This is a genomic window from Aurantiacibacter marinus (genome assembly GCF_001021555.1).
Taxonomy (GTDB): Bacteria; Pseudomonadota; Alphaproteobacteria; order Sphingomonadales; family Sphingomonadaceae; genus Alteraurantiacibacter; species Alteraurantiacibacter marinus.
Genome location: NZ_LDCP01000001.1, coordinates 199,409 through 222,771, shown reverse-complemented (window position 1 = coordinate 222,771; position 23,363 = coordinate 199,409). Strand labels below are relative to the sequence as shown.

The window sequence follows — 23,363 nt, the reverse complement described above, 5'->3', positions numbered from 1 at the left end:
GCAGCGCACCGATATGGGCTTGGTGCGCGCCGTCGCATTCTCAATCAAAATCATGCCTCTTTTATTGGAGCCTTCGATGATCGCACGTCGTCCCACGCAGATTACCCTTTCGCTCGCCGCAATGCTGCTCGCCTCTACCGCGCCAGCACTTGCGCAGGATGTGCGCATTGTGCAGCCTGGCGCTCCCGGCGTTCAGCCGACGGTATTGAGCGAAGACGAAGCGACCAATCTGGCGCGTATCGATTATCTGCCTGCCGATATCGACTTCATGCAGGGCATGATTGTCCACCACCAGCAGGCTGTAGAAATGGCCGGTCTGGTGGCGACACGGACCAACGACGAAACTGTAACGGCAGTTGCCGGCCGCATCGACGCATCCCAGCAGGATGAAATCAATTTCATGCGTGAATGGCTTGGCGGCATCGGCCAGCCTACCGCAATGGCGGGCATGGGCCATGCTGATCATGTCGGGATGGCGGGCATGGCTTCGCCTGCGCAATTGGCCGAGCTTGCCGCTGCACGCGGTGTGAATTTCGATCGCCTGTTCCTGTTGATGATGATCAATCACCACGAAGGCGCAATCACGATGGTGGATGATCTGCTGCGGTTGCAAGGCACGGCGACCGATCCTGTTCTTTATGACTTCACCAGCGAAGTGAAGTCTGATCAGCAGGCCGAAATCGATCGTATGAAAACCGCGCTGGCGGCCTTGTCTGACGATCCGCGCACGGGCCTTGCCGGCGGATTGTTCGATGCAGAGGAAGCGATCAGCAATTTGCGCCACGTAACTTCGCTGCGCAAGCCTGCGGGCTTCTTCGATCCGGCCAATCCCAGCGGAGGCCGAATGGTCCTTCCTCCGGTCGAAGTGTCGGCGCCAGAAGTGTCGGATGATGCAGACCCGCATGCCGGGCACAACATGGCTGCGATGGATGATCCATCCGCAGCGATGGAAGCGGCAACAGAAGCGGCTGCAGAAGCTGCTGAAGAAGCGGTCGCAGAAGCGATTGAAGAAATAACCGAGCCCGAACCGCGCTATGCCCAGCGTGGCGGATTGCTCAGCTTCGCCAACACCGACATGGCATTTTCGGGCGATTTGATGGTGGCCGGCAATTATCATGGCTTCAATGCCTACCGCCTCGACGGTGAAGGCGTGCCGCAATTGGTAAGTTCGGTCGTGTGTCCCGGCGGGCAGGGTGACGTTTCCATCGTTGGCAACATCCTGATCATGAGCGTCGAGCAGGAACGTGGCCGCGTCGATTGCGGGCGTGACGGCGTGGCGCAGGACGTAAGTGAAGAACGCTTCCGCGGCCTGCGTATTTTCGATATTACCGACATCCGCGCACCGATGCAGGTCGGGCAGGTGCAGACCTGCCGTGGCAGCCACACGCACTCTGTCGTCAGTTCCGACGACACGCGGATTGTGGTCTATAATTCCGGTACGGCTGGCGTTCGCGACGGGGAAGAGCTGGCGGGCTGCGTCGGTTATGTCCCCGGTGACAATCGCACTGCACTGTTCAGCATCGACGTGATCGAAATCCCGCTCGCCAATCCTGCTGCGTCACGCATCACTTCCAGTCCGCGCGTCTTTGCTGATGACGAAGGCAACATCGCCGGTCTGTGGCTGGGCGGCGATCATGGCGACGGCACGCAAAGCACCAGCCAGACCAACCAGTGCCACGATATCACCGTCTTCCCGGCCTTGAACCTGGCAGCAGGCGCGTGTTCGGGCAACGGTATCATCATGGACATTTCCGATCCGTACAATCCAGTCCGGCTGGATGCGGTAACGGATGATGGCTTTGCCTATTGGCATTCCGCTACCTTCAACAATGATGGCACGGTCGTATTGTTCACCGATGAGTGGGGCGGCGGTGGCCGTCCGCGTTGCCAGGCTGCCGATCCGCGCAGCTGGGGCGCCAATGCATTTTACGAAATCGTCGATGGCAAGCTGGAACGCCGCGGGACCTACAAGATCCCCGCTGCGCAAAGCGAAATGGAAAACTGCGTTGCACACAATGGCTCGATAATTCCGGTGCCGGGGCGCGATATCTTTGTGCAGGCCTGGTATCAGGGCGGCTTGTCGGTAATGGACTTTACCGATCCGAACAATCCGTTCGAAATCGCCTATTTCGATCGCGGTCCGATTGATGAAGATCAGTTGGTCACGGGCGGATACTGGTCTGCCTATTGGTACAATGGCCGCATCTACGCGACAGAGATTGCCCGCGGTGTGGATGTGTTCGCACTCGAGCCGAGCGAGCATCTTTCCGCTGCAGAAATCGCCGCTGCCGAAGCAGCCATGATGGGTGACACCTTCAATCCGCAAACACAGGTTCCTGTAACCTGGAGCGCAGAGCAGATCGACGCGGTCGAACGCAGCCGGATGGGCGGCTGACCTAGAAAAAAGTACGCAGGCCAATCATGAAATTCACGCCGCCGGGGTCTTCTCCGGCGGCGCGGATGATTTCTGCTGTGCGGCCTGTCGCGGTTTCGTATTCGATGCCCACATAGGGCGCGAATTCGGGTACGAATTCGTATCGCAGCCGCAGCCCGGCCTCCACTTTGGGCAGTCCTGCGCCGATGCCGCGTTCGGGAATATCCTGCGCTGACAGTTCAAATTCGATCCGTGGCTGCAATACCATCCGCTGCGTCAGGCGCATATCGTGCTCCGCCTCGACCCGTGCGGTCAATTCGCCATTGTCGGAAACGAAAGCAGCGGCATCGAGGTGGATCATGTACGGGGCAAGCCCCGCCACACCGAGCGCGAGATAGGCTGCGGTGTCAGGCTCCACATCCAGCCGTACGCCCGCCTGAAGATCGAACCAGGGGCCGATCGCGTGGCCCCACAATAGCTGCACTTCGGCATCTTCTATGCCGCCGCCAATCTCCCCTTCGCCTTCGGTCTTGAAGACGATGCGTTGCGTCGGGGTACCGTACCAGCCGGACACATCCCACAGATAGGCATCCTCCCCTGACGTGATACGCGCTTCCAACCGCTCTGCCAGTATCGTGGCATAGCGGGCATTGCCGTGCGTCACCCGGCTGTAGGCACGGGCGCGGGCCATGCGCTGCGGATCGAAGATCGCATCGGCGGCGTGCAGTGGACCTTCAAAGGCGCGGGCTGGCGGCGGGCCGGAGGGGACATCGGTGCCGTGGTTCATGGCCTCGTGGTCCATTGCCGAATGGTCCATCGTGCTATGATCCATCTGGCTGTGATCCATCGCCTGATGAGTCTGCGGAACGACGCGCGGCGGGGCCGGACGGCGCAGAGTGCCGAGCGGGTTTGCCTGCGCTTCCGTCGGAGTGGCGGCTTCTTCCTCTGTCTGCGGCGGTGCCTGTTCTTCCGGGGCCGGGCCAGTATGTCCGGTGTGGCCGGAATGATCCTGCGCGGCCGCGGGGACAGCGAACAATGCCGCGACACCTGCCAGCAAAACAACGCGCATCATTCGCCGTCAACCGGGAAAGGCCGCACGGTCACGGTCTGCATCATGCCGGCGTGCATGTGATACAGCAGGTGGCAGTGGAAGGCCCAGTCGCCCGGCTCGTTGGCGGTCAAATCGAAAGTCGCGGTGCTACCGGGTTGCACCACGACCGTGTGTTTCAGCGGCTGGTTCATCATGCCCGCACCATTCACCAGTTCGAAGAAATGGCCGTGCAAATGGATCGGGTGCGCCATCATCGTGTCGTTCACCAGCTTTACCCGCACCCGTTCGTCATAGCCGAATCGGATTGGATCGTCGGTGACCGCGCTGAACTGCTTGCCGTCGAACGACCACATGTACCGTTCCATATTGCCGGTGAGGTGAATTTCCAGCTGGCGTTCGGGCATGCGGTGCGGATTGGCGCGCTTTGCCTTCAGGTCCGTATAACGCAGCACGCGGTGCGGCACATTGTCGAGGCCGAGGCCGGGGAAATCCATCCGGTCCATCGGCATGGCGCTGACCATGTCGACGCCCGCATTCACTTCGACGCTGGCGGGCAACAGCGAGGTATCGCGCATGGAGTGTTCCATTGCTGGCATGTCCTGGGCGGGCGTGTCCTGGGCGGGCATCGCATGGCCCATCGCGGAATGGTCCATCCCTCCATGATCCATCCCGCCCATACCCATGTCGACCATTGTCAAAGTGGGGGTTTCACGCAAAGCAGGCGGTGTGGCGCGCTGGCCTGGGCGGGACGATAGGCTGGCGATGCCCATGCCTGATCGGTCCATTGCCTCTGCCACCAGAGCGTGGGCACCGGCTGGTGGGGTAACGATAACGTCATAGGTTTCCGCCGTGCCAATCTGGAATTCATCGACTTCAACATCATCCACATATTGCCCGTCCGCTGCAATCACTGTCATCGGAACGCCGGGAATGCGGACGTTGAAAAAGCTCATGGCAGAACCGTTGATAATGCGCAGGCGAATGCGTTCGCCCGGCTCGAACGCGAACTCCAGATCATCTGCCGGGCCGTGGCCGTTGATGAGATAGGTGTAGGTCGCGCCTGTCACATCGGCGATGTCGCGCGGGTTCATCCGCATCGCGCCCCACATCAGCCGGTCTTCCATGCTCATTGCGCCGTCGGTCACAGTTTGCATCTGCCGGTTGAAGTAGTGTTCACCGGTGGCGAGCAAGCGCGCAATGTCATGCGGGTGCCGCGGAGTGAACTCGCTGAGCAGCACAACATAATCGCGGTCATAACGCGGGTCCGGCTCTGCTGCATCGATCACCAGCGGGCCGTAATGCCCTGCCTGTTCCTGCAGCCCCGAGTGGCTGTGCCACCAATATGTGCCGTTCTGGCGAATGGGGAAACGATACTGGAAGGTTTCGCCCGGCGCGATGCCCGGGAAGCTGATGCCGGGCACGCCGTCAAACTGGAAGGGCAACAGCAGGCCGTGCCAGTGGATGGAACTGTCCTCTGACAGATGATTGGTCACGTTCAGCGTGACGTCCTGCCCTTCACGCAGACGGATAAGCGGGCCGGGGACGGTGCCGTTGACGGCAAAGGCATGACCGCTGCGACCGCCGGTGCTGAAGTGATGATCGCGGATAGAAAGGTCGATAACCTCGCCCGATACTTCACCAAAACCATTGCGCGCATGAGTAAGCGACTGCCCGCGCGCCCATGCGGGTACGGCGAGGCCAGATGCGGCGAGCAAGCCGGAACCTGCGAGGAATTTGCGTCGCGATGTAATCATGCAGCTGAAATAGGTCTTCAATCCTCTGCTGCAAAGGGGCCGTAGGTCCGTGCCTACGCGCCCCGTTTGCAGACGGTCAGCTGAAGGCCCGTTAGCCGGCCTGCTCGCTGGCAATCCAGCTGTCGATCCGCTGTTCAAGAATGGAAAGCGGCATCATGCCGCCGCCGAGCACGGTATCGTGGAAGCCGCGAATATCGAAATCGTCACCCAGCGCCTCGGCTGCGCGGGCGCGCAGTTGCTGGATTCGGATCTGGCCGATCTTGTACGATGTCGCCTGTCCCGGCAGCACGAAATAGCGCTGCACTTCGCTGCGCGCCGTGGTTTCCGGGTTCGATGAATTTTCGAGGCAATAGGCAACCGCCTCGTCCTCGGTCCAGCCCTTCGCGTGAATGCCGGTGTCGACAACCAGCCGGATCGCGCGCCACATCTCGCTCTGCAACCGGCCAAGCTCGGAATAGGGGTCTTCATACCCGCCCATTTCCTTGGCCAGCGCTTCTGAATACAGCGCCCAGCCTTCACCAAAGGCAGAAAGATAATAGCCCTGCGTGCGGAAGCGCGGGATGCCTTCAAGCTCCTGCGCGATGGAAATCTGCATATGGTGGCCGGGATTGCCTTCGTGATAGGCGATGGCTTCCAGCTGCGGGATTGGCATTGCGGCCATATCGGACAGATGCGCGTAGTAGATACCGGGGCGCGAGCCGTCTGGCGTGCCAGCCTGGTAATGCTGGGCCGCACCATCCTGTTCGCGGAAAGGTTCAACCCGCCGCACTTCCAGCGGAGCTTGCGGCAACGTGCCGAAGAATTCCGGCAAGCGCTCGGTCAGTTCATTAATGTGCATTTCGGCGCGGTCGATATACATCTGCGCACCGGCTTCATTTTCAGGGAAATAGAACTGCGGATCTTCGCGGGTGAACAGGAAAAACTCCTGCAATGTCCCTTCAAAGCCGACTTGCTGCTTGATCGCTTCCATCTCGGCGCGAATGCGAGCGACTTCATCCAGACCAAGCTGGTGAATCTCATCCGCCGTCATGTCGGTCGTGGTCATCTGGTTGAGGCTGTAGGCGTAAAACTCCTCTCCCCCCGGCAGCGTAGTGACGCCGCGTGCCACTTCATCAGTGTTGGGGAGGTCTTCGGTGAACCAGTCGACAGTGCGCTGATAAGCCGGTGCCATCTGCTGCGTCAGCGCAGTACGTGCCTCTTCACGCAGTTCGTCGGCGCGTTCATCACTTATCGCCCCGGCTTCAACCAGTTCGGCCAGCCGTTCCTGCGTGCCAGTCCACAATGCTGATGGTTCGCCATCGTCAAACGGCGCACCGTTGATAAGGGCCTGCGATTCCTCGATCACGGCATCATAGGAGAAGCGCGGCGGGCGCACGCCTGCCTCGGCATTTGCCTGCGCCCGTGTCAGCAATTGATCCATTGCCGTGCCAAGCGCGCCAAGCCGCGCGATGAACGCAACCATGTCACTTTCATCTTCGACTGTATGCTGACTGAGAATGAAGCTGGGCAACCCTGATTGCGCGCTGCCCATCTGATGCAGGATATACTGCTGGTCCATGAACTCGCCCGCACGCGATGCCATTTCCACCCGGTAGCGGAACACGTCAAAGGATACCTGCGCGTCCGGCGTCAGTTCGTCATAGTCGAAATTGGCTTCCATTTCGTCCAGGGCCTGCTCGCCCCAGGCAATTTGCTCTTCGGCGGCGGCAAGGCTGAAATCGTCGAGCTTGTCATAATCGGTCTTGATGCCGAGCGAGGTCTGCAACATCGGGCTGAATGCCAGCATCTCCTCAAACTTGTCATCAAACCAACCATTAAGGCATTCAGTCTGCGTAGTCGCGCAGGCGATTGTTGCGACGGCGCTGGATTGCCCGCAACCCGTAACGGCAACAGAGGCAAGAAGAAGTACGGCAAGTCTTTTCATGGCGGATGATGTCCTTGAGGCAAAGCGATCCCGCACGGACCATGCCGGTGTGATGCGCAAAAGAAAAGGCCTGCCATGCTCCCTCGCTGAACGCCGCTCCAGCGTTGGGCCGCAGCTTTGCTACCAGTTGAACGCGACCGAGACTGATGCCGGTGAAGCCGTTGCCACAGGAAGGGCACCGCCGGGATCTTGCGCCGCGGCCCGCTCAAGCTGGGCATAGGCTTGCAGCAGGCTGCCGGGCACGCTGATCGCTGCGCGCGCTTCTGCCTGCTTTTCGGCGGTGTCATCGGCGAAGAGCTTTTCCGGTGCCTTGGCATCCCGGCGCGCGGCCAGTTCCATCGCGCCCAGCATGGCGCTGTCCGGTGCAATGCGGAAGTGCGGCAGGATCGCTGTGGTCATGGCACTGGGCAGATGCGTGTAATTGAGGAACAATCCGTTCGGGTCGCCCCGGCCCGCCAATGCCGCCCGGCAAACATGCTCTGTCACCCATGCGGGATAGGCGTCCGCAGCAACCCTGTCGCCATCGTGGATGCCGAGCGAATCAAGTGGGTGGAAGCCTTGCTGCACATGCAGCCCCGGAAGGCGGCGATGCGAGACGAGAACTTCACCCGGATCGCGGTAAAGGAACACCCACGGCACATGCGGGAACACGCGGCGGAGCATCGGCAGGGCGAGGCTGTGCAAAGCATCGAGCTTGATGAAGCCGCGCCGGTTTGTGCCTTCGCGGTAGCGCATCAGGGCTGCCGCTGCGGCGTGGACCATGTGTTCCGGCACCGCGCCAACGGATGCCAGCTGCACGATATTGTCGAACAACGGTGCTTCGGACACCACCACATGATCGAGCGAGGCAGAGAGCATCTGCGATACCAGCGTCGAACCGCACCGCGACATGTGGAAGATCAGTCCATCGGGCGGCGGTGCCGAGGCGAAGCGGTCCAACGCGGTGAGCGGCGTGGTGCAGCGCAGGAGGGCATTGATCGGCAGCAGGTCTGCGCGCTCGGTTGATCGGTAGTAGAACGGCTTTTGCAGCCCATCTGCCCCCAGCCAGAGCCATTCGAGCGCCAGTTCGCCGTCCATCAGGATGACGCCGACGGGCAGGAAATCTGCCGGAGGAATGTCTTGTAAAATGAGGTGCGGAGGCGGCATCCCAGGACCGCGAATGACAGGTTCCAGTGCTCCAGCCAGTTGGTCAGGCGTGCCATCAGCATATGTTCTGCACAGCCACAGCGCGGCTGCGAGCGGGTCCTCAAAGGTGCCCAATTGCTGGCGCATTTCTGGATCGCCCATCAGGCTGGCGCGCAATTCTGCGAGCGCTTCTTGTCGCACTACCGAACCTCCATTCGTGTTCTGGACGGTGGCTGGCAAAGGCGCAGGAGGCAAACAAAAAGGCCCGGCGGATCGCTCCGCCGGGCCATTCTTTTGTTTGGTAACGAAGCGCCCGGGCTTAGAAGCCCATGCCGCCGCCCATACCGCCCATGCCGCCCATATCGGGCATGCCGCCACCGGAAGATTTGTCTTCCGGAATTTCGGCAATGGCTGCTTCGGTGGTGATCAGCAGGCCAGCAACAGATGCCGCGTCCTGCAGAGCAATACGAACGACCTTGGTCGGGTCGATCACACCAGCTGCAACGAGGTTTTCGTAAACATCGGTCGCAGCGTTGAAGCCCATGCTTTCATCGCCTTCGCGCAGCAGATTGCCCGAAACCACCGCGCCATCATGGCCGGCATTGGTGGCAATCTGGCGAACGGGTGCGAGGATCGCCTGACGCACGATTTCGATACCGCGGGTCTGGTCATTGTTGTCACCCTTCAGGCCTTCCAGGGCCTTCGTGGCATACAGCAGAGCAGTGCCGCCGCCGGGGACGATACCTTCTTCAACAGCAGCGCGGGTAGCGTGGAGCGCATCATCGACGCGGTCCTTGCGTTCCTTCACTTCAACTTCCGAAGCGCCGCCAACCTTGATCACGGCAACGCCGCCAGCAAGCTTCGCGAGACGTTCCTGCAGCTTTTCCTTGTCGTAGTCGGACGAAGTCGTCTCGATCTGCGCACGGATCTGCTCAACGCGGGCCTTGATGGTTTCCGCATCGCCCGAACCGTCAACAATGGTCGTGTTGTCCTTGTCGATGGTGACGCGCTTTGCTTCACCCAACATGGACAGGCCGACGTTCTCCAGCTTGATGCCGAGGTCTTCGGAAATCATCTCGCCATTGGTCAGGATCGAAATGTCCTGCAGCATCGCCTTGCGGCGATCGCCAAAGCCCGGAGCCTTCACTGCTGCAACCTTCAGGCCGCCGCGCAGCTTGTTGACCACGAGAGTAGCCAGCGCTTCGCCTTCGATGTCTTCTGCAATGATCAGCAGCGGACGACCGGCCTGCACCACAGCTTCCAGAACAGGCAGCATGGCCTGCAGATTGGAAAGCTTCTTTTCGTGGATCAGGATATAGGGATCGTCGAGTTCGACGGTCATCTTTTCCGGATTGGTCACGAAGTATGGTGACAGGTAACCGCGATCGAACTGCATACCTTCAACGGTTTCGAGTTCGAATTCGAGGCCCTTGGATTCGTCAACGGTGATGACGCCTTCCTTGCCGACCTTTTCCATGGCTTCAGCGATCTTCTCGCCGACTTCCTTGTCGCCATTGGCGGAAATGATTCCGACCTGTGCGATTTCGGAAGAGCCGGATACGTCCTTGGAACGGGCCTGCAAGTCAGCAACAACCTTGGTCACAGCGAGGTCGATACCGCGCTTCAGATCCATCGGGTTCATGCCGGCAGCAACCGCAGTCATGCCTTCGCGAACGATGGCCTGAGCAAGCACGGTGGCAGTGGTGGTGCCGTCACCGGCAGCATCATTGGCCTTGCTGGCAACTTCGCGCAGCATCTGTGCGCCCATGTTTTCGAACTTGTCCTTAAGCTCGATATCCTTGGCGACGGTTACGCCGTCCTTGGTGATGCGGGGTGCGCCGAAGCTCTTGTCGAGCACGACATTACGGCCCTTGGGGCCGAGCGTGACCTTTACGGCGTTGGCGAGCGTATCAACGCCCTTGAGGATGCGTTCGCGAGCGTCGCGACCGAACTTTACGTCCTTGGCAGCCATGTTGGTTTCTCCTGAGTTAGATTTCTGTGTTGGAAGCGTTCAAAGGTGACCGGCTCAGCCGATCACCCCCATGATGTCGCTTTCCTTCATGATCAGCAGGTCTTCGCCTGCGATCTTGACTTCGGTGCCGGACCACTTGCCGAAAAGCACGCGGTCGCCTGCCTTTACGTCGAGCGGAGTAACGGTGCCGTCTTCGGCCTTGGAGCCATTGCCAACGGAGACGACTTCGCCTTCGCTTGGCTTTTCCTGGGCGCTATCGGGGATGATGATGCCGCCGGCCGTTTTTTCTTCGGCTTCGATGCGGCGGACCAGCACGCGGTCGTGCAGTGGACGGAATGCCATAATTATGACCTCTTCCTGAGTTGAGTGTTGTGTCAATTGGCACTCTCCGGTTGAGAGTGCCAGCAGCGCGGAAGTGGTGTTGAAGGGCCGTAGAGTCAATGGGGGGAGCGGACAAAAATTTGCCCCGCCTGGTGACTTTGTGTGCGCTCCAGATAATTACGCGGCGCGCGTGGTCAAGCCCAGCTTTTCCCGGTTTTTCCAGCGGTGCAGCAACAGTACAGCGGCAAAGGCCAGCCCGGTCGCCAGCCCGAGCCAGACACCGGTTCCGGCAAGCGGCGTATACAAGCCAAGACCAGCCGCCAGACCGAAGCCCGGCACCCAGTAGGAAAAGATCGCGATCCACATCGGAATGCGCGTATCCTGAAGCCCCCTGAGCGCGCCCGCTGCCACCGCCTGCACCGCGTCTACCAGCTGGAACGCAGCGGCGATCAGGAGAAAGCCTATGGCAAGCGACACAAGCTCTTCATTGGCTGGATCGAAGGGATCAATATAGACGGACAGCAGCGCCTCCGGCGTGAATACCATTGCCGCGCAGGTCAGCACCATGAAGCCCGTGCCCATCGCGACGCTGGTCCATCCGGCACGCGCCATGCCGACCGCGTCGCGCGCGCCGAAGAAATAACCGACCCGGATGGTCGCCGCCTGTCCGACGCCGAACGGCACTTGAAAGGCAAAGGCGGCAAGGTTGAGCGCCAGTGTATGCGCCGCCAGCTCCAGCCCGCCGATGCGGCCCATCAGGAATGCTGCTGCGCCAAACACGCCTGCCTCGGCAATAATGGTGATCGAAATCGGCGTGCCGATCCGCACGATATCCTTGAAGCGCGCCCAGTCCGGCCGCCAGAAGAAACCCATGATGTGATAGCGGTGCAAGCGCGGATCGAAGCGGATGAAGGCCGCATACATCGCCACAATAGCCAGCGATGTGATGAAAGTCGCCACGGCTGCTCCGGGCAAGCCCATTTCGGGCGCGCCCAGATTGCCGAAGATAAAAACCCAATTGCCCAGAGCGTTCACGCCGATACCGATGGCGGTGATCAAGGTGGCGAAAATCGGCCTGCCCAAGGTGGAGACATAGCTGCGCAAGACACCGGCAAGGACCATTGGCGTAACCGACCACAGCATTACGTTCATGTAGGACACGGCGAGCTCGGTGATATGCGCCTCCTGCCCGGTTGTCCTCATCAATGGCCCGGCCAGCGCGCACAGTCCCATTCCGAATATGGAGACTATCAGGCTGAGCCACATGGCCATGCGCATGGCGCGGCGGACCGGACGCAGGGCCGGGCCGCGCGCGCCAAGTTCTGCAGACATGATCGGCGCGACCGCTCCGGTAAGAGCCTGCAGGCTCCAGACGATCAGTCCGAACACTGCGATGGTGAGCGCAGAGGCGGCCAGCTCGTCCGCACCAAGCCGCGCGATGAACATCACGTCGATCGCGTAGGTAAGCATCTGCAGCAAATTGGCGAGCGCCAGCGGCCCGGCAATGCGGAAGCTTTCGCGCGTCTCGGCTTTCCAGCTGGGCGTGGGAGGGTGGGCAATGGGCCGCATAACTTGTGTCGCTGCGATCCTGTGGGGTGTGCAGCCGGTCCGGATAGGCGCAGGGGCAAGCGGCGTGAACCCACTGCGCAGGGGCAGCGGGCGATTGCGCGAATGCTGAGGCTCTGCCGCAACATGATCGGACTGCCACATGAATTCGGCCGCCACAGGATTGCGCAACCACATTTTCTGCATCTCGGTCAGCTTGGCGAAAGCGCAGTGTTGCCAATGCGCTTGCCATGAGAAAGATCATTGCCTTTGCTGCGCTTTGCGCTGTGAGTATCGCCCTGCCTGACGCCGCCCGTGCGCAGGAGGTGTTCGGCGGGGTCTATGCCCACGCCGTTGATACGCCATTTACGCTGGAGACCACCGAAGGCGGCTCTGTCGATATCGCCGCAGGCGTGCGGTTCGGCGGGATCGAGGCGTTGAGCTTCATCGGTTCGCCGGAGCCTTACATTCTCGGCTCCCTCAACACTTCAGGTGACACGTCCTTTGCAGGCGTCGGCGTAGCATGGACCATCGGCAATGGGCCCGTTTACGTGCGCCCCGGCATCGGGATCGTGGTCCATGACGGGCCGGAATTCCGCGTGAACGAAGCATCCGGCTTTCGTACAGACCTTGGCAGCCGCGTGCTGTTCGAGCCAGAAATCGGCGTCGGCTACCGGGTGAGCGAGCGCACTTCTGTAGAAGCGCACTGGATGCACATCAGCCAGGGCCAGATCTTCGACGGGCAGCAAAATCCCGGCATCGACATGATCGGGATGCGGGTGAACTTGAAGCTGTAGGCTCTTTTCCGAAGCAATCCCTGTGCATCCCGTGCGCACTCGCGTAGGTCTTCGATCAGTTAATTGTGGGAGCGCGCGCCGTGAAGCAGATTATCTACTATTCACGCCCGTTCGGTTTCGACCGCGCGATGCTGGCAGGCATTCTGCTGCAGGCGCGTCGTAACAACAAGCGCGATGAAATCACCGGCGCGCTGATCTGCCGTCAGGATATGTATCTGCAGCTGGTCGAAGGACCAGCAGCCGCAATCGATGACTTGTATCTCAATATCACGGCTGATGATCGCCATTGCGAAGGCACACTGGCCTATTCCGCCACTGTCGATCACCGCCTGTTTCCCGATTGGGAAATGCTGGATGACAGTATGCCCGGTGTCACGTTTTCGTGCGAAGGCATTACAGGTAGCGAGATCGGGGATGCTTCCCCTGAGGCTTTGCTCGCGGTGTTCGAACAGATCGCTGCCAAAGCGCGCAATTGACCGAAGCGCTCCGAGGACGATATCTCTCGCGCGATGACCGAGTGGTACCGCAATACTGACTGGAATGAAGAGATCGAGGCGATGTTTTTCGCCAAGCTGGAGAAGGCCCGCTCCCAGCGTGACCAGTATATCGTCCTGCAGGCGCACCACATTTCGCAAAGCCACCCCAAGGTCGCGCTGCGTCTGATCGACCTGTATTTCGACACCCGCACTGACGATTTCGATGATGGCCGCGCGCACCGCGTGGCCGCAGCGGCACAGTTTGCATCCGGCGGATATGTCCAGGCGCTCGATAATTACCTGAAGCTTCTGAAGGGGCAGGAGGCGAATGAGGACATCTATGTCGGATCGCCGCTGGAGTTCGCCTTCCTCACCGCGCGTTTCCGGTCAGATGGTCATTACGATGCGGCGCTGGAACAATTGGCCGGCCTTGAGCAGCCTTCCGAGAAAGAGCCTGAGCCGCGTTTCCGGTACTGTGCAGCAAGCGCGCTGATCACGTCCGAAACGGGCCGCGATCCTGCGAATGCATTGGCGATGGCGCGGTCGGCGCTGGATATGCCGCAGGAGGTGTTGGACGTGTATTCGGATGTCGCCTGGCGGCTGCGCGGAATTACGCGGAGCTGAGTGCTTAGGACCATCTGGAATTTAGAGATCTTTCAACTCGGCCTTAAGGGCACAGAAGAACTTGGTGCCTTGCCGTTCTGGTGCCCTCTTCTTCAGGCCCCACACCTGAATTTGGTTTCCCGCCCCATCACTGCTTTGCTCGTATTGCGACTCAACAAATTTCCCAATTGAATCGTTGGCCTTCAATCACCCGCTGTAGGAAAGCAAAAGGGCGGCACCTTGCGGTACCGCCCTCCTATCCGCAGGCGCTTCAAGACACCCACGACATTTGCTTAAAGGCTAGCCTGAGCAAGCCTTGAATTACTTGAGTTCAACCGTGCCGCCAGCGGCTTCGATCTTGCCCTTGATTTCTTCGGCTTCTGCCTTGTTCACGCCTTCCTTGATGGGCTTAGGCGCGCCTTCGACGAGGCCCTTGGCTTCGGTCAGGCCGAGACCCGTGATCGCACGGACTTCCTTGATGACCTGGATCTTCTTGCCACCGTCGCCGGTGAGAATGACGTCGAATTCGTCCTTCTCTTCAACAGCTTCGCCAGCAGCGGCAGGACCGGCAACAGCAACAGCTGCGGCAGCGGAAACGCCCCATTCTTCTTCGAGGGTCTTGGCAAGCTCTGCAGCTTCCATGACAGTCAGTTTGCTAAGTTCTTCAACAAGCTTGGCGATATCGGCCATGATGCTTTACTCCATTTGGGCGGGACAATTTCGTCCCATATTGTTTCGTTTCGAATTCGAAAAAGCGTCTCTTAAGCCGCGTCTTTTGCTGCAAATGCACCAAATACACGGGCCAGCTTGGCAGCTGGTTCACTGACAACGCGGACGATTTTCGTCGCCGGTGCGTTGACAAGACCAACAATTGTGCCGCGCAGTTCGTCGAGGCTTGGCAGCGAGGCAAGAGCCCGCACGCCAGCTTCGTCGAGTGTCTGCGTGCCCATCGAGCCACCAACGATTTCGAGCTTGTCGTTTGCTTTCGCAAATTCGACAGCAGCCTTGGCAGCTGCGACCGGGTCTTGCGACCAGGCCAGACCGACGGGACCGGTGAGGAATTCCTCGAGGCCCGTGTAATCGGTGTCTTTCAGGGCGAGCTTGGCGAGACGGTTCTTCGCAACCTTGTAAGTCGCACCAACTTCACGCATCTTCCCGCGCAGATCGGTGGACTGGTCCACCGTCAGGCCGAGGTTGCGGGTGACTACCACCACACCAACTTCTTTGAAGACTTCGTTCAGCTGAGCGACCGCTTCGGATTTCTGCGAACGATCCATGCCGTACTCCTTCACTATGATCGCCGAGGCAGATGCCCTGGCGACCGGCTCAAAACCACCACACCGCTCATGCGGCGTGGCTTAGGTCCGTTGATGGGGAAGGAGCATGCGCGAAGCATGTTGAAAGCGGAACGTTAAAGGACCGCAATAAATCTCTGTCCCCGTCTAGGCTGGAAATTAAGACCGGCATATTCCGGTCACCAACTGTCTCGGACGGATAACCGGCAAACAAAGGCCCGCCGGTCAGGGCGGGCCTCTACGGATTTGGGCGGGCGAGTCAAGAGCTATGCTTGGTTCTCGGCCTCAAACCATGTGCCGGGTTGCGGGCGCCGAACGGCGCCCGCGTCCGATCAGATTTCGTCAGCTGCGTCTTCGAGAGCTTCAGCTTCGGCTTCGAGTTCGGCAGCTTCGCCGGTATCGCCAGCTTCTGCGGCCATGTCGGACTGGGCATCAAGAACGTCGGACTGTTCGTCCATTACTTCAGCCTGTGCTTCGGTAACATCGTCCATTTCTTCGCCAACTTCTTCCGCGGGTCCGTCACAGGCGGTAAGTGCGAAAGCGAAAGGTGCTGCGACCAGCATAATTTTTTTCATTATAGCGTCCCTTGATTGATAAACTTCATATGTGAAGCGGCAGCCGCTATAGGCGAACTGCCGCCGCACGCAAGTTTGGTCACCTGGCATCATAGCCCAGCAGATCGCCCGGCTGACAGCCAAGCTCCCGGCAAATGGCCTCTAGCGTGGAGAAGCGGATCGCCTTTGCCTTGCCGGTTTTCAGGATGGAAAGATTGGCAAGGGTGAGGCCGACGCGCTCTGCCAATTCGGTCAAAGTCATGCGGCGTTCGTGCAGCAGATCATCCAGTTTCACCACGATATTGGTTCCTTCTGTATCGTTACCCATCAGACGGTCCCTTCCAGATCTTCGCGCATTGCAGCGCCGATACGGAACACCCGGGCAAGGATGAACAGGACGATCACCATCAGGATGCCGGACAGGTCCAGCCCCGCATCAACGGTGATATTGGCGTTGTCCACCTGGTCTGCCCATTTGGAAAGGAACAGGGCGAGGCCGATTGCGGGTACCGTCAGCAAATGTACGCTGAGCAGCAGCCAGGCCATCAGGTTGAGCCGGTTGGCGTTTTCCGGCAGGAATGGGTCACCGTCACCGACTGTGTTGATGATGCGGCGCAGCCGGTCGAAGAAGAAATACAAAGCTGCGACAATGGCCAGGCCGACAAGCATGATGCCTGCCAGAGCCAGGCCGGGCAATGCGCCTACATCGTCGCCGAATTCGGCCGCAGCTTCGGCAGCTATTTCTCCGCTGAAGATCAGCAGTGCACCGGCAGCAATCACCAGAGCGACTGCGGCTATGGCCATGACGACCTGCATGAAAATCGCGAGCGCTTTTCCGACGAGGAGAAGCAGATCGTTGGGGCGGCTTGAAATGGTCATATCGGATACTCCGGGCAAAGGGGCCGATCAGGCCAGCAATGGTGCAGCGGCGATGGCCATCTGCCGTTGATCAGGCACCTGTGTGATTGCCGTAAGGCTGCTGGCAGTGATGACAACGGCAACGAGCGCGGCGAAAGTGTTGGAAGCGAAACGGGTCATTTATCGATCTCCTTGAATGGGGTTATTGAAATTCGATATGTCCGAGTCGCTTCTTATTGTCAATCAATAATATTGAAAAACAATATGTCGCTTATCGTTTCACGCTGAGTATGGGGCGGGAAAGGGTGACAAAGGTTACACCCTGTCACCCCGATCCGGAGCGCAAAACACCAGTATTTGTGCGGCTTTGCGGCGGATACGGACAGGGTGACACTTTGCTGCAGAAAAACGCGCAACGCGGCTGCACGCGAATGCGTAGGGAGCGAGGATGAGAAAGAGCCTGTATTTCCTGCAACGGGAGTAGACAGGCCCTAAACGCTCTGATTCGGCGTAGGAAAGCGCGCCCGGGCGCGGCGCGCTAGTCTTCCCGCCAGAAGGCCTCGAAAGCGTGGTGTGTGACCTGCTTTTCCGGCGGCGGCGGCGTCATGTAATCGCCGTAGAGCTTGCTCAGGATGCGATCATAGTCCCGCGGCGCGGGGATCTTGCGACCTTCGAATTCGACATCGACCAGCTCCTCAAAGTGGCGTGCATCGACAATCTCGCGTTTGCCGTAAGGTCCTAGGATGCTGGCAGCGCGCACATTGTGCTGTGCGTTCATGCTGCGCGCCAATCCATTGATTTGTCTGGCAAGCAACGTAACCGGGAACAGGAACAGGGCTGCCTTTCCGGCAGACAGCACGGCATTCTTGTGCAAGGCCCGAGAGGAGGACAGGCTGACGACCTTGAACGCCTGCGCGCGTTGCAGCAATTGTATCGCGGCCATCTTCATGCGGCCCGAAAAGCTGTTCTCGTCAATCAGATCGATGGGAAATATGTCGACATTGACGCCCAGACCCTGCGCATGAAAATCAATGCCCTCTTTAACCACGGTCCGGGTGTCGCACAGCTTCACGAATGCGTATGGGCTGCCGTGCCCGCTCTCCGGAGTAATCAGGCGAAGACCGTGCTGTTCCCAGTTGACGGTTTGCAACGCGTCAAAACTTTCGCGCGGCATGGCAACGTCGATATCGTCGTCCCAGGGTATCATGCCCTTGTGCCGGATCGCGCCGATCAGGGTTCCGTAATACAGAAAGAATGTCAGGTCTTCACGCTTGCTGACGCTGGCCAGCCTATCAAGGACGTCCAGCTGCACCGATCGCAATTCTTCGGGGCTCAGCCGTTTCATCTCCGCTGTCAGGAAATCGGCGAAAGAACGAACCGCGCGACATGCGCGTCGTCATCCCGAAACTTGGCGTAACCGAAACCTTCGGCGTGATATTCGGCAGTGTAGCCCGCAAGGTTTGCGCGCCGCAAAAATCCCAGCGGCTCTACGAAACGGCGAAAATGCGTCGCTGTGACCTTGCTCAGATCCTGATCCCGATTGGTGCGGAATTCGACCGCAATGGCACCGGATGCGCCGCAAATCGCATTTGCCAAATCAAAGAAGCGGGCTTCCTGTTCTTCGGTTATCGCGTGCAGGAAGAAACGTGCATACAAGACAACCAGACGCCCGCCGGCAGCTTCATTGATCGTTGCGCTGAGATGTTCGTCTGCCAGATCTGCGCAGATGAAGTCGATGTTTTCCTTGTTGCCGATGTGGCTCTTGCAATCAGCGATCGCAGATTCGGACCCATCGACACCAATTACCCGGAAGCCGCAATTGGCAAAAAAGTGGGAATCACGGCCATTTCCGCAGCCCACATCGACGATGAGGGGGTCGCTTGCGCCAAGTTCGGTCGCAAGAAATGCTGCGAATTGGGAGGGCACGCGCGGCGCGGCGCGGTCGGCAGCATCTGCGTAGTACGTATTCCAGTAATTATCACTCATGTCGCAAGACGGGCCTCATTCCTTATGAAGATCAAGCAGCTAAACGCGCGGAGAGTTCCGCGCAAGTGCGATAGTTTTGGCGCGCAAGTGCGACTGTATTGGCTGCCGCGTGGACCGGGATAGAATCACGCACGGCCCGCAATCGCGGATTTGGCGTGCCGAGCGATTGGCCCCAAAGATCAGCGCACCCGGGGTCAATTGGCAGGTTTCGCCCCATTGACCCTCGGTGCGCTCCTGCCTATATGGATCGCATCGCCGAAGAGCTTCGAGCAAGGTGTGCCTTACGCGGGGGTGCACCATAGGACGGAAGTTTCGGCATCTGCGTGAGACAAACGAATCAAGGCTGCGAAGGCGGTGCCGAAGGGCGCGCGCCCTCTTGCGGCCTTTATTGCGTACACATCTCACGCTGGATTTCCCGCTCCAACACATTCCCAGGCACCGGCAACGCGCCGGCGCTCACACGCGAAGAAGAGGCAACGGCCCTATTATGGCGACGAAAGCTAAGGCTCCCGAACAAACCGGCGGCAAGTCCAAGCGGATCCGCAAGATCTTTGGTGACATCCACGAAGCCGTGCAGATGCCCAATCTGATCGAGGTTCAGCGCGAAAGCTATGAGCAGTTCCTGCGCTCCGATCCGTCGATCGATTATGTCTCCGGTCTCGAAAAGACGCTGCGCAGCGTCTTCCCGATCCGCGATTTCGCCGGGACTGCCGAACTCGACTTCGTCAATTATGAACTTGAGCCGCCGAAGTACGACACCACAGAGTGCCGTATGCGCGGTATCACTTACGCAGCTCCCATGAAGGTGACGCTGCGCCTGATCGTGTTCGAAGTCGATCAGGAAACCGAAACCCGTTCCGTGCTCGATATCAAGGAGCAGGACGTTTACATGGGCGACATGCCCCTGATGACGGGCAACGGCACGTTCATCATCAACGGCACGGAACGTGTGATCGTTTCGCAAATGCACCGTTCGCCCGGTGTGCTGTTCGATCATGACCGCGGCAAGACGCACTCCAGCGGCAAGTTCCTGTTTGCTGCCCGCGTCATTCCGTACCGCGGTTCGTGGCTCGATTTCGAATTCGATGCCAAGGATGTCGTGAACGTACGTATCGACCGCAAGCGCAAGCTGCCTGTTACCGCGTTGCTGTTCGCGCTCGGCCTTGATGCAGAAGGCATTCTTGATCACTTCTACGACAAGGTTACCTGGAAGCGTTCGTCCGGCAAGGCTGGTGAAGGCTGGCAGATTCCTTTCGTGGCTGAGCAATGGCGCGGTTCCAAGCCGTCCTTCGCTCTGGTTGATGCGAAAACCGGCGAGGAAGTGTTCCCGTCCGGCCAGAAGGTCAGCCCCCGGGCTGCCAACAAGGCGGAGAAGGATGGTCTGAAGACCCTGCTGATCCCGACCGAGGAAATTTTCGGCCGTTATTCCTGCGTCGATCTGATCGACGAGAAGACGGGCCGCATCTACATCGAAGCCGGTGAAGAAGTGTCGCCGGAAAATCTCGAGATGCTCGATGCTGCGGGGATCGACCAGCTCGATCTGCTGGATATCGATCACGTCAACACCGGCCCGTGGATGCGCAATACGCTCGACGTGGACAAGGCTGAAAACCGTGAGGAAGGCCTTGAGGCGATCTACAAGGTCATGCGTCCGGGTGAGCCGCCAACCAAGGAAACCGCTGAAGCTCTGTTCGAAGGCTTGTTCTTCGATCCGGAGCGTTACGACCTTTCCGCTGTTGGCCGCGTAAAACTGAACATGCGTCTTGAACTGGACGCCGAAGACACTGTCACCACATTGCGCAAGGAAGATATCCTCGCTGTGGTGAAGGAACTTGTCGACCTGAAGGACGGCAAGGGCGACGTTGACGATATCGACAATCTCGGCAACCGCCGTGTGCGTTCTGTGGGTGAGCTGCTGGAAAACCAGTACCGTGTCGGCCTGCTGCGCATGGAGCGCGCCGTTAAGGAACGCATGTCCAGCGTGGACGTGTCGACCGTGATGCCGAACGATCTGATCAACGCGAAGCCCGCCGTGGCTGCCGTGCGCGAATTCTTCGGTTCTTCGCAGCTGTCGCAGTTCATGGATCAGACCAACCCGCTGTCCGAAGTGACCCATAAGCGCCGCGTTTCGGCGTTGGGCCCTGGCGGTCTGACGCGTGAACGTGCCGGCTTTGAAGTCCGCGACGTTCATCCGACCCACTATGGCCGGATCTGCCCGATTGAAACGCCGGAAGGCCCGAACATCGGTCTGATCAACTCGCTCAGCACCTTTGCCCGCGTCAACAAGTACGGTTTTATCGAAACACCGTATCGCAGTGTGAAGGACGGCGTTGTCTCCACCGAGGTGAACTACCTTTCCGCAATGGAAGAGCAGAAGCACACGGTCGCGCAGGCATCGGCTGCTACTGATGAAAACGGCAAGTTCATCGAAGAACTCGTCTCGGCCCGCCAGAGCGGCGAATTCGTGATGAGCCCGAATGAACAGGTCACGCTGATGGACGTTTCGCCCAAGCAGCTGGTTTCGGTCGCCGCATCGCTTATTCCGTTCCTGGAAAACGATGACGCCAACCGCGCGCTGATGGGATCGAACATGCAGCGCCAGGCTGTGCCGCTGGTTCAGGCCGAAGCGCCTTGGGTCGGCACCGGCATGGAAGAAACCGTGGCGCGCGATTCCGGCGCTGCGATTGGCGCAACCCGCGGCGGCGTGGTCGATCAGGTGGATGCCACCCGTATCGTTATCCGCGCCTCTGGCGAAGTGGATGCCACCAACCCCGGCGTCGACATTTACAGCCTGCAAAAATTCCAGCGGAGCAACCAGAACACCTGCGTAAACCAGCGTCCGCTGGTGAAGGTCGGTGATGTGGTTGCGCAGGGCGATATCATTGCCGACGGTCCTTCGACCGATCTGGGTGAGCTGGCACTGGGCCGTAACAGCCTCGTCGCCTTCATGCCGTGGAATGGTTACAACTACGAAGACAGTATCCTGATCTCCGAACGCATTGTGAAAGACGACGTCTTCACCTCGATCCACATCGAGGAATTCGAAGTCATGGCCCGCGATACGAAGCTTGGTCCGGAAGATATTACCCGCGACATTCCCAACGTCGGCGAGGAAGCCCTGCGCAACCTCGACGAAGCGGGCATCGTCTATATCGGTGCAGAGGTGCATCCGGGCGATATTCTGGCGGGCAAGATCACGCCCAAGGGCGAAAGCCCGATGACGCCGGAAGAAAAGCTTCTGCGCGCCATCTTCGGTGAAAAGGCCAGCGACGTGCGCGACACCTCGCTCCGTCTGCCACCGGGCGTTGCCGGAACTGTTGTGGAAGTTCGCGTCTTCAACCGTCATGGTATCGAGATCGACGATCGTACCCGTGCCATCCAGAACGAGGAAATCGAACGCCTCAAGAAGGATAGCGAAGACGAACGCAACATCCTGAACCGTGCAACCTACAACCGTCTGCGCGACATGCTTGACGGCCAGACCGCTTCTGCTGCGCCCAAGGGCGTGAAGAAGGGCATTGTCATCGACGGCAGTGTGCTGGACGAAGTAGACCGCCACGAATGGTTCAAGTTCGCCGTTGCCGATGACAACATGCAGGCCCAGCTCGAAGCTGTGAAGGGCCAGTATGACGAGGCGCAAAAGGCCATCAAGGACAAGTACGACGACCGTAAGGAAAAGCTGGAGCGCGGCGATGAGCTGGCTCCGGGCGTCCTGAAGATGGTCAAAGTCTTCGTCGCGGTGAAGCGCAAGCTGCAGCCGGGTGACAAGATGGCGGGCCGTCATGGTAACAAGGGTGTGATTTCGCGCATCCTGCCAGCCGAAGACATGCCGTTTATGGAAGACGGTACGCCGGTCGATATCGTGTTGAACCCGCTGGGTGTGCCTTCGCGCATGAACGTCGGGCAGATCTTCGAGACGCACCTCGGCTTCGCGGCTCGCGGTCTGGGTATGCAGATTGCGGAGCAGCTGAACGAATGGCGCGAAGCCAATCCCGATGCTGCCAGCGACTATTCGGCAATCAAGCCTCCGGAAGCCGTCGTTGCCAAGCTGAAGGATGTGTACGGCGAGCAGTATCATGCTGACATCGACAGCCGCACGACCGAAGAAATTGTCGAGCTGGCGCACAACGTTCGCAATGGCGTGCCGATGGGCACTCCGGTGTTCGATGGTGCCAACGAAGGCGATGTCACGGATATGCTGCTGAAGGCGGGCTATGCCTCATCCGGCCAGTCCACCCTGTATGATGGCCGCACCGGGGAAGCTTTCGACCGTAAGGTTACAGTCGGCGTGATCTATATGCTCAAACTGCACCACCTTGTGGACGACAAGATTCACGCGCGTTCCATCGGCCCCTACAGCCTCGTCACCCAGCAGCCGCTGGGCGGTAAGGCGCAGTTCGGCGGACAGCGTTTCGGCGAAATGGAAGTCTGGGCACTGCAGGCATACGGCGCGGCTTACACCTTGCAGGAAATGCTGACGGTGAAATCCGATGACGTGATCGGCCGTACCAAGGTCTACGAAGCGATCGTCAAGGGTGACGACACCTTCGAAGCGGGCATTCCGGAAAGCTTCAACGTGCTCGTCAAGGAAATGCGCTCGCTGGGCCTCAATGTCGAACTCACCAGCCTAACGGATGGCGATGACGACGAAGGCTTTAGCCAGATCGCTGCTGAATAACAGGGGTCGGCGGCCCCAAGCTCGAAACGGCCGGGCCGCCTCCCCTCCAA

At 59.4% G+C, this 23,363-nt stretch carries 20 protein-coding genes; 5 read left to right on the top strand and 15 right to left on the bottom strand.

What is annotated here, in order from left to right:
* Nucleotides 1-76 precede the first annotated feature (76 nt).
* Nucleotides 77-2,395 (top strand): DUF305 domain-containing protein, encoded by a 2,319-nt coding sequence (locus AB731_RS01030; protein WP_047093183.1) that lies wholly within the window; start codon nt 77-79, stop codon nt 2,393-2,395.
* Nucleotide 2,396: 1 nt separating this feature from the next.
* On the opposite strand, the gene AB731_RS01025 is transcribed toward AB731_RS01030, so the two are convergent.
* The 7 genes from AB731_RS01025 to AB731_RS00995 form a co-directional block, all read right to left on the bottom strand.
* Nucleotides 2,397-3,446 carry a copper resistance protein B gene (locus AB731_RS01025; RefSeq protein WP_047092789.1) on the bottom strand — a complete coding sequence of 350 codons (1,050 nt, stop codon included), beginning with the start codon at nt 3,444-3,446 and terminating at the stop codon, nt 2,397-2,399.
* On the bottom strand, nt 3,443-5,179 hold the full coding sequence (locus tag AB731_RS01020; protein ID WP_047092790.1) for a copper resistance system multicopper oxidase: 1,737 nt from the start codon (nt 5,177-5,179) through the stop codon (nt 3,443-3,445). The genes AB731_RS01025 and AB731_RS01020 overlap by 4 nt, the downstream gene beginning before the upstream one ends.
* A 91-nt stretch (nt 5,180-5,270) precedes the next feature.
* On the bottom strand, nt 5,271-7,103 hold the full coding sequence (locus AB731_RS01015; protein WP_047092791.1) for a DUF885 domain-containing protein: 1,833 nt from the start codon (nt 7,101-7,103) through the stop codon (nt 5,271-5,273).
* A gap of 120 nt (nt 7,104-7,223) precedes the next feature.
* The gene (locus AB731_RS01010; protein WP_052768912.1) at nt 7,224-8,429 is read right to left on the bottom strand and encodes a sulfotransferase family protein; all 1,206 of its coding nucleotides are present in this window, start codon (nt 8,427-8,429) and stop codon (nt 7,224-7,226) included.
* Nucleotides 8,430-8,547: 118 nt separating this feature from the next.
* Nucleotides 8,548-10,200 carry a chaperonin GroEL gene (groL, locus tag AB731_RS01005; protein ID WP_047092792.1) on the bottom strand — a complete coding sequence of 551 codons (1,653 nt, stop codon included), beginning with the start codon at nt 10,198-10,200 and terminating at the stop codon, nt 8,548-8,550.
* Between the two features lie 54 nt (nt 10,201-10,254).
* Complete coding sequence (gene groES, locus AB731_RS01000; protein WP_047092793.1) at nt 10,255-10,542, bottom strand: co-chaperone GroES; 288 nt, start codon at nt 10,540-10,542, stop codon at nt 10,255-10,257.
* Between the two features lie 156 nt (nt 10,543-10,698).
* Complete coding sequence (locus AB731_RS00995) at nt 10,699-12,273, bottom strand: MATE family efflux transporter (protein WP_231638797.1); 1,575 nt, start codon at nt 12,271-12,273, stop codon at nt 10,699-10,701.
* Between the two features lie 44 nt (nt 12,274-12,317).
* On the opposite strand from AB731_RS00995, the gene AB731_RS00990 reads away from it, so the two are divergent.
* The 3 genes from AB731_RS00990 to AB731_RS00980 all read left to right on the top strand — a co-directional run bounded on the left by AB731_RS00990 (nt 12,318) and on the right by AB731_RS00980 (nt 13,963).
* A complete protein-coding gene (locus AB731_RS00990) occupies nt 12,318-12,863 on the top strand; it encodes an acyloxyacyl hydrolase (RefSeq protein ID WP_047092794.1) in 546 nt (181 codons plus the stop codon).
* An 80-nt stretch (nt 12,864-12,943) separates the two neighbouring features.
* Nucleotides 12,944-13,339 carry a BLUF domain-containing protein gene (locus tag AB731_RS00985; protein ID WP_052768913.1) on the top strand — a complete coding sequence of 132 codons (396 nt, stop codon included), beginning with the start codon at nt 12,944-12,946 and terminating at the stop codon, nt 13,337-13,339.
* A gap of 33 nt (nt 13,340-13,372) precedes the next feature.
* On the top strand, nt 13,373-13,963 hold the full coding sequence (locus tag AB731_RS00980) for a hypothetical protein (RefSeq protein ID WP_047092795.1): 591 nt from the start codon (nt 13,373-13,375) through the stop codon (nt 13,961-13,963).
* Nucleotides 13,964-14,263: 300 nt separating this feature from the next.
* Here the strand turns inward: AB731_RS00980 and rplL are convergent, their stop codons facing one another.
* From rplL to AB731_RS00945, 8 genes are all read right to left on the bottom strand, one after another.
* The gene (rplL, locus tag AB731_RS00975; RefSeq protein ID WP_047092796.1) at nt 14,264-14,632 is read right to left on the bottom strand and encodes a 50S ribosomal protein L7/L12; all 369 of its coding nucleotides are present in this window, start codon (nt 14,630-14,632) and stop codon (nt 14,264-14,266) included.
* A gap of 71 nt (nt 14,633-14,703) precedes the next feature.
* Complete coding sequence (rplJ, locus tag AB731_RS00970) at nt 14,704-15,219, bottom strand: 50S ribosomal protein L10 (protein ID WP_047092797.1); 516 nt, start codon at nt 15,217-15,219, stop codon at nt 14,704-14,706.
* Nucleotides 15,220-15,569: 350 nt separating this feature from the next.
* Nucleotides 15,570-15,812, bottom strand: coding sequence for a hypothetical protein (locus AB731_RS00965; protein ID WP_047092798.1), 243 nt, complete (start codon nt 15,810-15,812; stop codon nt 15,570-15,572).
* A gap of 79 nt (nt 15,813-15,891) precedes the next feature.
* Complete coding sequence (locus AB731_RS00960; RefSeq protein ID WP_047092799.1) at nt 15,892-16,119, bottom strand: helix-turn-helix domain-containing protein; 228 nt, start codon at nt 16,117-16,119, stop codon at nt 15,892-15,894.
* The gene (locus AB731_RS00955; RefSeq protein ID WP_047092800.1) at nt 16,119-16,670 is read right to left on the bottom strand and encodes a DUF2975 domain-containing protein; all 552 of its coding nucleotides are present in this window, start codon (nt 16,668-16,670) and stop codon (nt 16,119-16,121) included. The genes AB731_RS00960 and AB731_RS00955 overlap by 1 nt, the downstream gene beginning before the upstream one ends.
* 27 nt (nt 16,671-16,697) lie before the next feature.
* Nucleotides 16,698-16,829 (bottom strand): hypothetical protein, encoded by a 132-nt coding sequence (locus tag AB731_RS14270; protein WP_269429494.1) that lies wholly within the window; start codon nt 16,827-16,829, stop codon nt 16,698-16,700.
* Nucleotides 16,830-17,187: 358 nt separating this feature from the next.
* Nucleotides 17,188-17,994 carry a LicD family protein gene (locus tag AB731_RS00950; protein WP_047092801.1) on the bottom strand — a complete coding sequence of 269 codons (807 nt, stop codon included), beginning with the start codon at nt 17,992-17,994 and terminating at the stop codon, nt 17,188-17,190.
* A gap of 8 nt (nt 17,995-18,002) precedes the next feature.
* Nucleotides 18,003-18,635: a class I SAM-dependent methyltransferase gene (locus AB731_RS00945; RefSeq protein WP_047092802.1), complete on the bottom strand. Its 633-nt coding sequence runs from the start codon at nt 18,633-18,635 to the stop codon at nt 18,003-18,005.
* A gap of 487 nt (nt 18,636-19,122) precedes the next feature.
* On the opposite strand from AB731_RS00945, the gene rpoB reads away from it, so the two are divergent.
* A complete protein-coding gene (gene rpoB, locus AB731_RS00940; RefSeq protein ID WP_047092803.1) occupies nt 19,123-23,313 on the top strand; it encodes a DNA-directed RNA polymerase subunit beta in 4,191 nt (1,396 codons plus the stop codon).
* Nucleotides 23,314-23,363: the final 50 nt, after the last annotated feature.

What these genes read in the sequence shown, in the direction of transcription:
- AB731_RS01030 (WP_047093183.1), top strand. Translation starts at nt 77, where the DNA reads ATGATCGCACGTCGTCCCACGCAGATTACCCTTTCGCTCGCCGCAATG.
- AB731_RS01025 (WP_047092789.1), bottom strand. Translation starts at nt 3,446, where the DNA reads ATGATGCGCGTTGTTTTGCTGGCAGGTGTCGCGGCATTGTTCGCTGTC.
- AB731_RS01020 (WP_047092790.1), bottom strand. Translation starts at nt 5,179, where the DNA reads ATGATTACATCGCGACGCAAATTCCTCGCAGGTTCCGGCTTGCTCGCC.
- AB731_RS01015 (WP_047092791.1), bottom strand. Translation starts at nt 7,103, where the DNA reads ATGAAAAGACTTGCCGTACTTCTTCTTGCCTCTGTTGCCGTTACGGGT.
- groL (WP_047092792.1), bottom strand. Translation starts at nt 10,200, where the DNA reads ATGGCTGCCAAGGACGTAAAGTTCGGTCGCGACGCTCGCGAACGCATC.
- groES (WP_047092793.1), bottom strand. Translation starts at nt 10,542, where the DNA reads ATGGCATTCCGTCCACTGCACGACCGCGTGCTGGTCCGCCGCATCGAA.
- AB731_RS00995 (WP_231638797.1), bottom strand. Translation starts at nt 12,273, where the DNA reads ATGCAGAAAATGTGGTTGCGCAATCCTGTGGCGGCCGAATTCATGTGG.
- AB731_RS00990 (WP_047092794.1), top strand. Translation starts at nt 12,318, where the DNA reads ATGAGAAAGATCATTGCCTTTGCTGCGCTTTGCGCTGTGAGTATCGCC.
- AB731_RS00980 (WP_047092795.1), top strand. Translation starts at nt 13,373, where the DNA reads ATGACCGAGTGGTACCGCAATACTGACTGGAATGAAGAGATCGAGGCG.
- rplL (WP_047092796.1), bottom strand. Translation starts at nt 14,632, where the DNA reads ATGGCCGATATCGCCAAGCTTGTTGAAGAACTTAGCAAACTGACTGTC.
- rplJ (WP_047092797.1), bottom strand. Translation starts at nt 15,219, where the DNA reads ATGGATCGTTCGCAGAAATCCGAAGCGGTCGCTCAGCTGAACGAAGTC.
- AB731_RS00965 (WP_047092798.1), bottom strand. Translation starts at nt 15,812, where the DNA reads ATGAAAAAAATTATGCTGGTCGCAGCACCTTTCGCTTTCGCACTTACC.
- AB731_RS00960 (WP_047092799.1), bottom strand. Translation starts at nt 16,119, where the DNA reads ATGGGTAACGATACAGAAGGAACCAATATCGTGGTGAAACTGGATGAT.
- AB731_RS00955 (WP_047092800.1), bottom strand. Translation starts at nt 16,670, where the DNA reads ATGACCATTTCAAGCCGCCCCAACGATCTGCTTCTCCTCGTCGGAAAA.
- AB731_RS14270 (WP_269429494.1), bottom strand. Translation starts at nt 16,829, where the DNA reads ATGACCCGTTTCGCTTCCAACACTTTCGCCGCGCTCGTTGCCGTTGTC.
- AB731_RS00950 (WP_047092801.1), bottom strand. Translation starts at nt 17,994, where the DNA reads ATGAAACGGCTGAGCCCCGAAGAATTGCGATCGGTGCAGCTGGACGTC.
- AB731_RS00945 (WP_047092802.1), bottom strand. Translation starts at nt 18,635, where the DNA reads ATGAGTGATAATTACTGGAATACGTACTACGCAGATGCTGCCGACCGC.
- rpoB (WP_047092803.1), top strand. Translation starts at nt 19,123, where the DNA reads ATGGCGACGAAAGCTAAGGCTCCCGAACAAACCGGCGGCAAGTCCAAG.